13 protein-coding genes are annotated in these 13,453 nt (G+C 56.6%); 10 read left to right on the top strand and 3 right to left on the bottom strand.

Annotated features, from left to right (window positions below):
• Window positions 1-184: 184 nt before the first annotated feature.
• The 3 genes from upp to hda all read left to right on the top strand — a co-directional run bounded on the left by upp (window position 185) and on the right by hda (window position 3,063).
• A complete protein-coding gene (upp, locus tag DFO57_RS18755) occupies window positions 185-811 on the top strand; it encodes a uracil phosphoribosyltransferase (RefSeq protein WP_013026702.1) in 627 nt (208 codons plus the stop codon).
• A 159-nt stretch (window positions 812-970) separates the two neighbouring features.
• Window positions 971-2,254, top strand: coding sequence for a uracil permease (gene uraA, locus DFO57_RS18745; protein ID WP_029568381.1), 1,284 nt, complete (start codon window positions 971-973; stop codon window positions 2,252-2,254).
• A gap of 32 nt (window positions 2,255-2,286) precedes the next feature.
• The gene (gene hda / locus DFO57_RS18740; RefSeq protein ID WP_014594292.1) at window positions 2,287-3,063 is read left to right on the top strand and encodes a DnaA inactivator Hda; all 777 of its coding nucleotides are present in this window, start codon (window positions 2,287-2,289) and stop codon (window positions 3,061-3,063) included.
• On the opposite strand, the gene arsC is transcribed toward hda, so the two are convergent.
• Window positions 3,060-3,407: an arsenate reductase (glutaredoxin) gene (arsC, locus tag DFO57_RS18735; RefSeq protein WP_013026699.1), complete on the bottom strand. Its 348-nt coding sequence runs from the start codon at window positions 3,405-3,407 to the stop codon at window positions 3,060-3,062. The genes hda and arsC overlap by 4 nt on opposite strands.
• 5 nt (window positions 3,408-3,412) lie before the next feature.
• On the bottom strand, window positions 3,413-4,876 hold the full coding sequence (locus tag DFO57_RS18730; RefSeq protein ID WP_014594290.1) for a M48 family metallopeptidase: 1,464 nt from the start codon (window positions 4,874-4,876) through the stop codon (window positions 3,413-3,415).
• Window positions 4,877-5,228: 352 nt separating this feature from the next.
• On the opposite strand from DFO57_RS18730, the gene DFO57_RS18725 reads away from it, so the two are divergent.
• The 7 genes from DFO57_RS18725 (at window position 5,229) to DFO57_RS18695 (ending at window position 12,514) form a co-directional block, all read left to right on the top strand.
• Window positions 5,229-6,254 (top strand): substrate-binding domain-containing protein, encoded by a 1,026-nt coding sequence (locus DFO57_RS18725; RefSeq protein WP_013026697.1) that lies wholly within the window; start codon window positions 5,229-5,231, stop codon window positions 6,252-6,254.
• On the top strand, window positions 6,238-7,260 hold the full coding sequence (locus DFO57_RS18720) for an ABC transporter substrate-binding protein (protein WP_014605289.1): 1,023 nt from the start codon (window positions 6,238-6,240) through the stop codon (window positions 7,258-7,260). Before DFO57_RS18725 ends, DFO57_RS18720 begins: the two co-directional genes overlap by 17 nt.
• Window positions 7,260-8,141: an ABC transporter permease gene (locus DFO57_RS18715; protein ID WP_110015588.1), complete on the top strand. Its 882-nt coding sequence runs from the start codon at window positions 7,260-7,262 to the stop codon at window positions 8,139-8,141. Before DFO57_RS18720 ends, DFO57_RS18715 begins: the two co-directional genes overlap by 1 nt.
• Window positions 8,138-8,953: an ABC transporter permease gene (locus tag DFO57_RS18710; protein ID WP_013026694.1), complete on the top strand. Its 816-nt coding sequence runs from the start codon at window positions 8,138-8,140 to the stop codon at window positions 8,951-8,953. The genes DFO57_RS18715 and DFO57_RS18710 overlap by 4 nt, the downstream gene beginning before the upstream one ends.
• Window positions 8,950-9,936, top strand: coding sequence for an ABC transporter ATP-binding protein (locus DFO57_RS18705; RefSeq protein ID WP_110015587.1), 987 nt, complete (start codon window positions 8,950-8,952; stop codon window positions 9,934-9,936). The genes DFO57_RS18710 and DFO57_RS18705 overlap by 4 nt, the downstream gene beginning before the upstream one ends.
• A gap of 11 nt (window positions 9,937-9,947) precedes the next feature.
• Window positions 9,948-10,778: a phosphodiesterase gene (locus tag DFO57_RS18700; protein ID WP_028715449.1), complete on the top strand. Its 831-nt coding sequence runs from the start codon at window positions 9,948-9,950 to the stop codon at window positions 10,776-10,778.
• A 155-nt stretch (window positions 10,779-10,933) separates the two neighbouring features.
• Window positions 10,934-12,514 carry a sensor domain-containing diguanylate cyclase gene (locus DFO57_RS18695; protein WP_014594286.1) on the top strand — a complete coding sequence of 527 codons (1,581 nt, stop codon included), beginning with the start codon at window positions 10,934-10,936 and terminating at the stop codon, window positions 12,512-12,514.
• Window positions 12,515-12,566: 52 nt separating this feature from the next.
• On the opposite strand, the gene DFO57_RS18690 is transcribed toward DFO57_RS18695, so the two are convergent.
• The gene (locus tag DFO57_RS18690) at window positions 12,567-13,385 is read right to left on the bottom strand and encodes an AraC family transcriptional regulator (protein ID WP_110015586.1); all 819 of its coding nucleotides are present in this window, start codon (window positions 13,383-13,385) and stop codon (window positions 12,567-12,569) included.
• Window positions 13,386-13,453 lie beyond the last annotated feature (68 nt).

The following is a 13,453-nucleotide window of genomic DNA, read 5'->3' as shown; positions in this document are numbered from 1 at the left end:
CGGCAATTCTACCAGCGCAGGCAAACGTTTGCGAGTCTCAGATTGCGTCCCCGGCGATTTTCATCAATCCTTACTTTGCCATGACAAAATGCCTCTGATTGCGCAAGCACATGTGGCACTGCGGCGAAAAGGCGGTATAATCCCGCGATTTTTTTTTAGCTCAACTCACTCCGGGAGAACAACAATGAAGATCGTGGAAGTCAAACACCCGCTGGTCAAACATAAACTGGGACTGATGCGTGAGCATGATATCAGTACAAAGCGTTTCCGCGAGCTGGCCTCTGAAGTCGGCAGTCTGCTGACGTATGAAGCGACCGCCGATCTGGAAACCGAAAAGGTCACCATTGAGGGCTGGAATGGCCCGGTTCAGGTTGATCAAATCAAAGGTAAAAAAATCACCGTCGTGCCTATTCTGCGTGCCGGTCTGGGCATGATGGAAGGCGTACTGGAGCACGTACCCAGCGCGCGCATCAGCGTTGTTGGCGTCTACCGTGATGAAGAAACGCTGGAGCCGGTGCCTTACTTCCAGAAACTGGTTTCGAATATCGAAGAGCGCCTGGCACTGGTGGTTGACCCCATGCTGGCCACGGGCGGCTCAATGATTGCCACGATAGACCTGTTAAAGAAAGCGGGCTGCAGCAGTATCAAAGTGCTGGTGCTGGTTGCGGCACCTGAAGGGATTGCCGCGCTGGAAAAAGCGCATCCGGATGTGGAGCTTTACACCGCTTCTGTGGATCAGGGGCTTAACGACAAGGGTTATATCATCCCAGGCCTGGGTGATGCCGGTGATAAAATCTTCGGCACCAAGTAATGACGAAAATCCGCGGCGCCATGCATCACGCTGTTTTCAGCCTGCAGAAGCAGGCCGAGCCGCTTTTTTCTGTTGTAACACATAAAGAAATGAACCAGCCGACCAGAGAGTCGGCTTTTTTTTGCCTGAAAACAGACCACTCACTCAAGGGGACTTTTAATGACTCGTCGCGCTATCGGCGTTAGCGAACGGCCGCCATTACTGCAAACGATTCCGCTCAGCCTGCAGCATCTGTTCGCCATGTTTGGCGCCACCGTGTTAGTGCCAATTCTGTTCCACATCAATCCGGCGACGGTATTGCTGTTTAACGGTATCGGCACGCTGCTGTACCTGTTTATTTGTAAGGGAAAAATCCCCGCCTATCTGGGTTCCAGCTTTGCCTTTATTTCACCCGTGTTGCTCCTGCTGCCGCTGGGTTATGAAGTGGCGCTGGGCGGTTTTATTCTGTGTGGCGTGTTGTTCTGCCTTGTCGCGCTGATCGTTAAAAAAGCCGGAACAGGCTGGCTGGACGTGATGTTTCCGCCAGCAGCAATGGGGGCCATCGTCGCCGTCATTGGTCTGGAACTGGCTGGCGTGGCCGCGAATATGGCGGGGCTGCTTCCAGCCGAAGGCCAGTCGCCAAACGGCACAACCGTGTTGATTTCGCTGGTGACCCTGGCGGTTACCGTTTTTGGATCGGTTTTATTCCGTGGATTTATGGCGATCATTCCTATCCTGATCGGTGTGCTGGCCGGTTACGCGCTTTCCGCCTTCATGGGCATCGTGGACTGGAGCGGTGTTGAACAGGCGCACTGGTTTGCCTTGCCGACGTTTTATACGCCGCGCTTTGAATGGATTGCCATGTTGACCATTCTGCCCGCCGCTCTGGTGGTCATTGCCGAGCATGTGGGCCATCTGGTCGTGACGGCGAATATCGTTAAAAGAGATCTGGTGCGCGATCCCGGACTGCATCGTTCCATGTTCGCCAATGGCTTATCGACGGTCATTTCCGGGTTCTTTGGATCCACCCCGAACACGACATACGGCGAAAACATTGGCGTCATGGCGATTACCCGCGTTTACAGTACCTGGGTGATTGGCGGCGCGGCCATTTTCGCGATTTTACTCTCCTGCGTCGGCAAACTGGCGGCCGCTATTCAGGCGATTCCGGTGCCGGTGATGGGCGGCGTATCCCTGCTGCTGTATGGCGTTATCGGCGCGTCAGGTATCCGTGTCCTGATTGAGTCCAAAGTGGATTACAACAAAGCGCAAAACCTGATTCTGACCTCCGTTATCCTGATTATTGGCGTCAGCGGGGCGAAAGTGCATATCGGGGCTGCCGAGCTGAAAGGCATGGCGCTGGCCACGCTGGTCGGCGTTGCGCTGGCTTTAATTTTTCGCGTCATTTCCCTCCTGCGTCCAGAAGAAGTGATTCTGGATGCGGAAGACAACCGCGAGCCGTAATCCCACCGTCAGCGGTCAAAAGTCGGGCAGGGATGCCCGATTCATCTCTGGCCGAAAACTATGATAGACTTGCCCCGATTTTTGCTTGTTCTCTTGCTGAGGTGCTTCTGAACACGCCGGCACAATTGTCATTGCCACTCTATTTACCTGACGACGAAACCTTCGCCAGCTTCTGGCCGGGTGAAAACCCCTCGCTTATTGCCGCGATTAAGGGTGCGCTTAGCCAGCAACATGGCAGCTATCTTTATTTCTGGTCTCGTGAAGGGGGCGGTCGCAGCCATCTGCTGCATGCCGCCTGCGCTGAAATGTCTGCACGCGGCGAAGCCGTGGGCTATGTGCCGCTCGATAAACGCACCTGGTTTGTCCCGGACGTGCTGGAAGGCATGGAGCAACTGCCGCTGGTTTGCATCGATAATATTCAGTGCATTGCGGGAGAAGAGGCCTGGGAAATGGCGATTTTCGATCTTTATAACCGCATTCTGGAAACCGGAAATACCCGGTTGTTTATTACCGGCGATCGTCCTCCGCGTCAGCTCAATCTGCATCTGCCCGATCTGGCATCGCGCCTCGACTGGGGGCAGATTTATCGTCTACAGCCGCTCTCCGATGAGGATAAACTGCAGGCTTTACAGCTGCGCGCCGGACTGCGGGGATTTGAACTGCCTGAAGACGTCGGGCGCTTTTTGCTAAAGCGCCTTGACCGAGAAATGCGCACGCTGTTTGATACGTTGGATCGTCTCGACAGCGCATCCATTAGCGCCCAGCGTAAGCTGACGATTCCCTTCGTAAAAGAAACCCTTGGCCTCTAAAGGATTTCCAGTACCGCTTCTGGCGGACGTCCCAGGCGGGCGCGATCGCCGTTGATCACAATCGGTCGCTCAATCAGTTTGGGATTTTCCAGCAGCGCGTCCAGCAACGCGCTTTCCCCGATGTCAGGCCGATCCAGCCCCAGCGCCGCATAAAGCGGATCCTTACGACGCATTAACTCACGGGCACTTTGCATACCCAGCTTTTGCAGCAGGATCTGTAACGTCTGGCGATCCGGCGGCGTGTCCAGATAGTGCACGATCTCCGGGGCGATGCCGCGCTCTGCTAGCAGCGCCAGGGTTTCCCGGCTCTTGCTGCAGCGCGGATTATGATAAAAGGTCACCATACTGTTTATCCTCGTTGATACTGCTTAAAGCGTTGCTGGAGCTGGCGTAGCTGGTCGATGCGGGCATCGTAACGGGCCTGTTTCAGGCTGCCGAGCGGCACCAGTGAACTGGCCCGGCTTAGGGCGCTAATGGCCTGATCCAGCTGGCCACTCAGCGCCAGACTTTCGGCGCGGGCAAAGAGCTCCTCATCTGTCAGCCCCTGCTGCGCGGAAGCCTGGGCCAGCAGATCCCATCCGTTGGTATCGTCTTTATGGGTCCAGGTATAGCGGTTGAGAATGCGGCTGGCGTTCGCCGGCTGTTTCGCTTCCACATAGGCATTAGCGAGGTTCAACTGGACGACCGGGCTGGTTTTTGAGGCCTGGGTCGCGGTCAGCATCGCTATCGCCTGCTGCGGCTGATTCAGGCCGATATCAATGTCAGTCATCAGGTCCAGCAGCCAGACATTTTCAGGTTGTTTCGCCAGTAACGGTGCCACGATCCTTTTCGCCTCACCAAAGCTTTTAGCCTGCAGGAACTGCACAGCTTTACCGTACTGCGAGGCCAGCTGTTCGCGGGAATTACCGTTAGCATATTGCGTAAGCAGTTCGTCCGTTAACTGGTTACGGCCAGTCGAATACATGCCTAAGGACCGCACTTTGGCCAGATAAAAGTCTTGAGACGACTGCACCACCACCGGACGCATCTGGTTCGCACGGTTGCGCGCATCGGCAAGACGGCTGTCAGGCAGGGGATGGGTTAACAGGATTTCCGGAGGCTTCGAAGAAAAGCGGCTCTGATCGGCCAGTTTTTGCAGGAAGTTGGGCATGGCTTGCGGGTCAAAACCGGCGCGCTGTAACACCTGAATACCGATGCGATCGGCTTCCTGTTCATTATTTTGGGTAAAGCTGATAATCCCCTGTTGGGTGCCGGCCAGCGTACCGGTCAATGCCGCCATGCCCATTTGTGGGCTGGCCATCGCCAGTAAAATTGAACCCAGCGCGCCCACCCAGGTGAGCGGGGCATTACGTTTTTGATCTTCCATTGCCCGCGCCAGATGGCGCTGCGTGACGTGGGAGATTTCATGGGCCATGACTGAGGCCAGCTGGCTTTCGTTATCCGTAAAACGGAACAGGGCCGCATGCAACACCACGTTGCCACCAAAGAAGGCGAAGGCGTTGAGCTCATCGTTCTGAATCAGGAAAAAGTGGAAGGGCGTTTTAACGGCGTCCGCATGCGAAACCAGCCGCTGCCCAAGTTGGTTGATGTACTGATTCAGCAAAGGATCGTTAATCAGCGGGGCACTGGCGCGGAGCTGGCGGACGTAGAAGTCGCCCATCTGTAGCTCCTGATTAATCGACAGGGTCGATCCTGCCGTGGTCCCCATATCCGGCAGCGAATCACTGATATCCGCACGGGCGGTCAACGGGCCGGATAACATCAGTGCAGGGAGTAGCGCAGCAAGCAGCGTCTTTTTAAACCGGTTCAACATGCCTTAATCCTGTAATGAATCCCTGATTTGGACAGGTAAGCAGCGGAAATGTTCTGTTTTTTCATCAACAGCGCTACGGTCTTCGTATCTTAACCACAGCCAGGGAAGAATGAAATGGCGTTATGGTAGTCGGGATTGGCGCATTGCCCCTTCCGGGCTTATCGGGTGCTTGCCAACCCCAACCGCCCTGTATCAGTAGTCAGAAAAAGGCATTCGTCTTGCTGCCCGCGCATTGACGACGTGGTGAACCGCTGTCACCGCAATGTCATCTTCCCGTGATGTTGATGTCACACAACCCCGTTAGGTTAAGCGCCAATGAGATCGATCTCATTATCGATTAACCGGGGGTGAAATGAGTGATTTAATCAGCGTGGCGGTTCTGGCCGGCGTTTCGCGAGCAACCGCGGCGCGTGCCTTTTCCGATCCCCATCTGCTTAAGCCCGGCACGCTGAAAAAAGTGCTGGAGGCCTCGGAGCAACTGGGTTTCAGACCTAACCACATTGCGCGCCAGCTCCGTACGCAAAGCTCCACGACGCTGGGCGTTTTGCTGCCTTCGCTCAGTAACCCGGTGTTTGCCTTGCAGCTTCAGGCCATGGAGCAACAGGCGCGTCTGGCGGGCTATGGCCTGCTGGTGGCCACGACCGATTACCAGCCAGAGCGTGAAGCCGCCATGATTGAACATATGCTGCGCCAGCGCGTCGCGGGCATGGTGCTGACCGTCTCCGACGCGGACAGCAGCACCGTATTAGCCCCGCTGGCAGAGGCGCGAATGCCCTTTGTTCTGGCGCATAACGTGCCGCAACAGCAAAACTGGCGCTGTGTCTATGTCGATAACCGCCGCGCAATGGCCGAAGCCACGGCGCACCTTATTGCGCTGGGTCATCAGCATATCGTGATGGCGGCGGGACCGATGCTGCAGTCGGATCGTGCCCGTCAGCGCTATCTTGGCTATTGCGATGCGATGCAGCAGGCAGGATTTGTCCCGAGGGCGCTAATTGATATGCCCAGCCATACCCAATCCAGATTCGAGCCCCTTTTACCGCTGATCAACAGCCCGGACCCACTGACCGCCGTCATCTGCAGTAACGATCTCCTGGCGATCAGCCTGCTGGGCGCGGCCGCCCGTGCCGGCATTCAGGTCCCGCACCAGCTGTCGGTCATGGGGTTTGACGGCATTGCTATAGGCGAACAGCTTTCACCCTCGCTGGCCAGCGTGGTACAGCCCAGCGATCGGTTAGGTGCCTGTGCCATCGATATGCTTCTTCAACCCTCTCATGATGACTCGTGCCTGCTGGACCACTGGTTGCGTTCAGGCGAGAGCATCGCTGCAGTCTTTCATTCGTCAACATCAGGGAACCATCATGTCTACACACAATAAAATCACCGTGCTTGCCAGGGCGGCGCTCTTCACCGCCTGTGCATTTTCCAGCCAGCTGGTGCAGGCTGCTGAGAATGCTATCTGCTACAACTGTCCACCTGAATGGGCAGACTGGGCGACCGAGCTTCAGGCCATCAAAAAAGATACCGGCATTGTGGTGCCGCAGGACAACAAGAACTCCGGGCAGGCACTGGCTCAACTGGTCGCCGAGAAAGATAATCCCGTTGCCGACGTGGTGTATTACGGCGTCAGCTTTGGTATCCAGGCGGCTCAGGCAGGCGTGATTGCTGACTATAAGCCGGCCAATTGGGATCAGGTGCCGGCAGGCATGAAAGATCCGGAAGGGAAATGGGTTGCGCTGCATTCCGGCACGATGGGCTTTATGGTCAACGTAGATGCGCTGGGCGGTGCACCCATTCCAACATCCTGGGACGATCTGCTGAAGCCAGAATACAAAGGGATGGTGGGCTATCTCGATCCGGCCAGTGCGTTTGTGGGTTACGTGGCCGCCGTGGCGGTGAATCAGGCCAAAGGCGGCAGTATGCAGGACTTCACTCCCGCGCTGACCTGGTTTAAAAAGTTGCAGGCGAACAAGCCTGTCGTGCCGAAACAGACGGCCTATGCCCGGGTGATCTCCGGCGAGATCCCCATTCTGCTGGATTACGACTTCAACGCTTATCGCGCCAAATATAAAGATCATGCCAATGTGGTGTTCGTGATCCCGCAGGAAGGGACGGTCACGGTGCCTTATGTCATCAGCCTGGTGAAAAACGCCCCGCACGCCGCTAACGGCAAAAAAGTCATGGACTACGTGCTGTCGGATAAAGGCCAGGCTATCTGGGCCAATGCCTATCTGCGCCCGGTACGGCCTTCAGCCATGTCTGCCGAGGCCAAAAAGCGCTTCCTGCCAGACAGTGATTACGCGCGCGCGCATACCGTGGACTATCAGCAGATGGCCGATGCACAGAAAGCCTTCTCTGCCCGCTACTTGAGTGAGATTCGGTAATGGCAGCGTCTGACGCCCGCAGCGATTTACCGGTGGCAACGCGCCACCGGTCACGCCGACGCGAGCAGGGGGCAAACTGGCCATGGATGCTGCTGCCAGCCTTACTGTTTTTTGCCGCGTTCTGGCTGTTACCTTTTGCCCGATTATTACAGATGGGCATGACGCCGGATCGCAGCACACATCACAGTGGCTACTGGACGGTAATTACCCAGCCGCAGTATCTGCAAAGCCTGGTGAATACCGTGCTGCTGTCGCTGACGGTAACGCTACTGACGTTGGTCATCGCCACCGTCGTAGGGTGCTTCCTCGCTCGCCAGCGTTTCACCGGACGCGGCACTCTGCTGGCACTGCTGACCTTTCCTCTGGCGTTTCCCGGCGTGGTGGTGGGGTTTTTAGTGGTGATGCTGGCAGGACGACAGGGCGTGCTGGCGCAGATCAGCCTGCGCCTGTTTGATGAGCGCTGGACGCTGGCTTACTCACTCACCGGGCTGTTCATTGGTTATCTCTACTTTTCGCTGCCGCGCGCCATTGTGACGTTGGTGGCCGCGAGTGAAAAACTGGATCGCTCGCTGGAAGAAGCCGCCCGTTCGTTAGGCGCCAGCCAGTGGCGCATTGTCTGGGATGTGATCGTGCCGGGACTTAAACCGGCACTGCTCTCCAGCGGTGCGCTGTGCTTTGCCACCAGTATGGGCGCATTTGGCACCGCGTTTACCCTGGGAACCGACCTGAGTGTGCTGCCGCTGACCATTTATGGCGAATTCACCAACTACGCTAACTTCGCCACGGCGGCGGCGTTATCGGTGGTCATGGGCGCTGTCGCCTGGGCTGGCTTAATGCTGGCGCGCGTACTCACCCAGTCAAAACAGGAGCCGTCATCATGAAGCGCCGTGGGCTGTTTTACCTGCAGGTCGCGATCACCACACTGACTGCACTGTTCATGATTGTGCCGGTGATCCTGTCTATGCTGGCGGGCGTGACGCAGAACTATTTTGTTGGCCTGCGCAGCGGACTGACGCTGAAATGGGTGGCGCAGGTTTGGGAGATGTACAGCGACACCTTTTGGCTGTCGTTGCTCATTGCCGTCAGCTGCTTGATCGTCAACGTGGCGATCGGCGTACCGGCCGCCTGGGGCTTACTGAAATCGCCCTCTCGCTGGGCATCGCGCATTGAAGAGTGCCTGATGTTGCCGGTGGCGCTTCCGGGCCTGGCCACCGCACTGGGCATTATCCTGCTGTATGGCCAGTTCAGCAGCCTGCGTGACAGCTGGGTGTTTATCCTGATTGGTCACGTCCTTTTTACGCTGCCGTTTATGATCCGCCCGGTACTGGCGGTGATGCAGGCGATACAACTGCCCCGACTGGAGGAGGCTGCCGCCAGCCTCGGGGCCGGCTTCTGGCGTCGCTTTTTCACCGTGGTGGTTCCCAACTGCCGCAACGGCATTCTCGCCGGGGCCTTTATGGTAATTACGTTATCGGTAGGCGAATTTAATATCACCTGGATGTTGCATACGCCACTGACCAAAACCCTGCCAGTGGGCCTGGCCGACAGCTACGCCTCGATGCGGCTGGAAGTCGGTTCTGCTTATACCCTGATCTTTATTTTAATGATTCTACCGCTGCTGTTGATGCTCAACGCCTGTAATCACTGGCTTGAACGCCAGTCTCGCCAACAACCAAGGGAGGAAAAAGCATGATTGTTGATGCGGTTAACGTCACGCTACGCGGCTGTGCGCGTCGCTTTCATCACCATCAGGCGCTGCACCCGCTGGATCTTAGCGTACGCGCAGGGGAAACCCTGGTTCTGCTGGGCCCGTCCGGCTGTGGCAAAACGACAACGTTGCGCATTATCAGTGGGCTGGAGAGCACTGACGCGCCGGGTGAAGTCTGGTTTGACGATCGCAACGTGACCGACCTGCCTATTGAGAAGCGTAACGTAGGAATGGTGTTTCAAAACTACGCCCTGTTTCCCACGCTTAACGTGGCGCAGAACGTAGCCTATGGGTTGAAAGTGCAGGGCATTCCGCGCCACGAGCGTGAGGCCCGGGTCAATGAGATGCTGGAACTGGTCGATCTCACGTCACTGGCACATCGTCATATCGACAAGCTCTCCGGCGGGCAGAAACAGCGCGTGGCGCTGGCAAGAGCGCTGGCGGCACGGCCTAAAGTGCTGCTGTTTGACGAACCGCTGGCGGCGCTGGATGCCAAACTGCGTGAGCGTCTGCGTCTGGAAATCGGGGGCCTGTTAAAAAAGCTGGCTATCACCGCCGTGTATGTCACTCACGATCAGCAGGAAGCTATGGCGCTTGGCGATCGTATCGCCGTCATGGAGCAGGGGCGCCTGGTGCAGATCGATACGCCGCAGGCCATCTATCAGCGTCCGGCCTCGCGTTTTGTGGCGGATTTCGTTGGCGCGATTAACTGCATCGCACGTGACGATCAAGGCCATCCGGTGCGTTTTTGTCGACCAGAGGATGTGCTGCTGGCAGACGAAGGCCGCTATGCGCAGCACGGCTGCATTGTTGCCAGCACCTTTCTCGGCGCGTCTCAACGCCTGATGATTGATATCGGGCTGGACAAGCCGATTCAGGTTGAACGTCACGCACGGGAAACCTGGCACGCCGGGCAGCGAGTGAGCTGGTCGCTGGCTAAGCAGGCCGCACTCGAATTTACCCTTTAAGGAGTCAACGTTTGTCCGTTAAACCTGTGCTGATTGCTCAAATCAGCGACTTGCATATTAAAGCGCACGGTCGTCTGTCGTATAAAAAAGTCGATACGTATAATGCCCTGTTACGGGCGATCGCAACCCTGAATGGCCTGACGCCCCGGCCCGATGCGGTGGTCATAACCGGCGACCTGGTGGATTTTGGTACGGCAGAAGAGTATCAGACGCTGCGGCAGGCGCTGGCCACCCTGGCGTTGCCGTTTTACCTGATGGCGGGAAATCATGACGATCGCCAGGCGCTACGGGCGGCGTTTCCCGATCATCCCTATCTGCAACAGGGCCCGACGCTCAACTGGCAACGGGAGGTTAAGGGGGTTCAGCTACTGGCGCTCGATTCCAGCGTGCCGCAGCAGCCGTGGGGCGAGCTTGATGAACAGCAGCTTGACTGGCTGGATGCCGCACTGACCGCGTCACCGGACAGCCCCGCGCTGGTGATGCTGCATCATCCGCCCTTTGTCTGCGGTATCGATCATATGGATCGCCAGCGTTTACGCGCCCCTGATGCGCTGGCGGCGATCGTCAGTCGTCATCCGCAGGTCGAACGTGTGCTGTGTGGCCATGTACACCGCGCGATTCAGACCCGCTTTGCCGGTACGCTGGCCTGCATTGCCCCCGGCGTATCTCATCAGGTTGCGCTGGATCTGCAACCGGATGGCCCGGCAAACTTCATGCTGGAACCGGCAGGATTTTTACTGCATCGCTGGCATCCGCAGCAGGGAATGACCACGCATCAGTGTGCGATTGGAGACTATGATGGCCCCTGGCCCTTTTATGATCAAAACGGGTTAATCGATTAAAAGCCATACGGGCTGACTTTTTGGTTAATGCCGCGCTTAAACCTGCTCAAATTGTCCTACAGCGTGTAAACTTACACGCTGTAGGACCCAAATCACGATAAAAACAACAGAGTCAGGCACAGCAAAATGAATCTTTGCACTGTGGCGTTCCCGCCATGCTCATAAATTTCCGTCCCCGGGCGGACTTACGCACGCTTATTGCGCTGCTGGTTATTGCCAGCATAGTCATCACGCTTGCCAATAATTTATATGCAACCTGGCGTGTGCAACGCATGGTGCTGATCGACAGCACCCTGGAAGCTAACCGCGCTTACGCTGCCAAACTGGCCTCCACCAGCGAAGTCTTTTTCCGGCTGGCGCAGTCCCAGTTGCACTTCAGTGCTAATTTACTGGGAAAAGATTTCAATAATGAGGCACTGCTCAAAGCGGAAGTGAACCGTCTACGTGAGCAGACCGACAGTTTTAACTCGGTCGCCGTGGTGGATGAAACGGGTACGGTGCGCGCAATTTCTCCCGAATCGCTGACCTTAACCGGGATGCATCTGACCAGCGATGCGGCCCGCGAAGCGCTGCAGACCCGGCAACCGCTGATTAGCAGACCGACACTCTCTGCCGCCAATAACCTGCTGATTTTTGTCTCATGGCCCATCTGGAATAACCAGGGACGCTATCTGGGCTATATTGGCGGGACGATTTACCTGAAAAAGAAAAGTATTCTGAATGCGCTGCTGGGTGAACAGTTTTATCGCGACGGCACCAGCGTATTTGTTCTCGACGGCGATAATCAGGTGCTGTATCACCAGAACCGCCAGATGGTGGGCAAAACCATGTCGCCACTGATGAGCGATCGGGAACGTCAGGAAAAAGATAACGGCTCGCTGGTCTTAACTGAGCCCGACAAACCGACCCGGCTGGCCGGCTACGCCATCGTCCCCACGACGGGCTGGATGGTGGTGGCGTTGAAACCTGTCGACGTCACGCTGCAACCGCTGTCGGGGTTGCTCCTGAAAGTCCTGAAGCATTCAGTGCCCTTTGCCTTACTGACCTTGCTGGTGGCGGTCATTCTGGCACGGATGATTGCCATGCCGCTCTGGCAACTGGCCCGCAAGGCCAGCAAGATTGATGCCTCAAGCGCCACCTACGAAATTGGCGGCATTCGGGCATGGTACTTTGAGGCCGCCCAGGTTAAACGGGCGCTGTTAACCGGTATTGGGCTGGTACAGGACAAAATTGGTCGCCTGAGTTCGGAAGCGCAGACCGATTCGCTAACGCTGTTACTCAACCGCCGCGGGCTTAACGCGGTACTCGATTACTACCAGACGATGCGCCAGCCTTTTGCCGTGCTCGCCCTGGATATCGATCATTTCAAAAGCGTCAATGACAACTGGGGACACGACGTCGGCGATCGGGTGATTCGGCAGGTGGCGCAGACGCTACGACAGAGCGCCCGGCAGTCGGATGTGGTCTGCCGTAACGGTGGTGAAGAGTTTTTAATGCTGTTGCCTAACACGCCTCTGAAAGAAGCTGAGGCGACGGCCGAGCGCATTCGCATCAGCATCGCGGATAACGCTATCGAGGCGGTCGGCCATATCACGATTTCCATCGGCGTAGCGGAATGGGATGCCCGGCGGCCGCCGCTGGAAAGCAGCCTGAAGCGGGCTGACGATGCCCTGTATCAGGCTAAGAACAGCGGTCGCAACTGCACCGTGGTTGCCAAACGCGTAAAAGCCTCTTGATCAAGACTGTGCGCTAACGGTTTCTGGCCCGCCCGGCAATCCGGGCGAGCCATCAGGAATTGATATGCTCGCGGCAGTAGCGTCGCTTCCAGCTGGCAGGTGTTAAGCCTGTATGCTTACGGAATATCTGACGGAAATAGCCCACATCATTGAACCCACACTGACGCGCTACCTCGGTTAACGGCAGCTTATCGCCGATCAGCAGCTTTTCTGCCATTAATACGCGCTGCCGGTGAAGGGCTTCCGTCAGCGTCAGGCGAAACACGCGCCGGTAAACACGTCCCAGATAATCGGCATTGCAATGCAGCGTTTTCGCCAGCGTGGAGGGTGAAAGCGCCAGGTGATACTGCGTGCGAATAAGCTGATTGGCTTTCCAGGCCAGGTCAACGCCGGGGCTGTCGACAACATCCTCGTGCAGCGCCGGAGCCGCGAGCTGCTGCAGTATAAGCAGTAAAATACATTCCAGTGCGACGCTGCGATGAATGTTTTCCTGCTCGCTGAGGAACTGCCGGAACAGGGCGATGATATAGGCCGGATCGCCAACACGAGTATGCTGGGGAAGGTGGAGCAGTGCCTGGTGTAAGCCATGCTGCTCAGGCTGTTTCTGCCAGTCAAAATGCAGCCAGTAAAATTTCAGATCGGCCGGAAAAATCCCTTCCCCCACATGCAAATGCCCTGGCCTCAGCAGCAGGCTTTCGCCCGCCTGCACGCTGAACAGCTCGCCATCCTCCCGAATCGTTAACTGCCCGCGTTCAACGAAAATGATCTCCCAGGAGGTCAGCCTGCGTGCAGGATGGGTTCCCACGCCGCGCGAAATAAACAGCCCGCCATTTTGCACCTGTATCGGAAACGTTATGGATAATTCGAACATCGTTATTCATTTTCCCGCTGCTACAGAGGTAATAAATGTCTTTCTCTCTGATTATTAACTAAAAAAAA

It is taken from the genome of Pantoea sp. AG702 (assembly GCF_003182295.1).
GTDB lineage: Bacteria > Pseudomonadota > Gammaproteobacteria > Enterobacterales > Enterobacteriaceae > Pantoea > Pantoea ananatis.
Note: the sequence above shows the minus strand (reverse complement) of the source record. Positions and strands in the feature narration are given on the sequence as shown.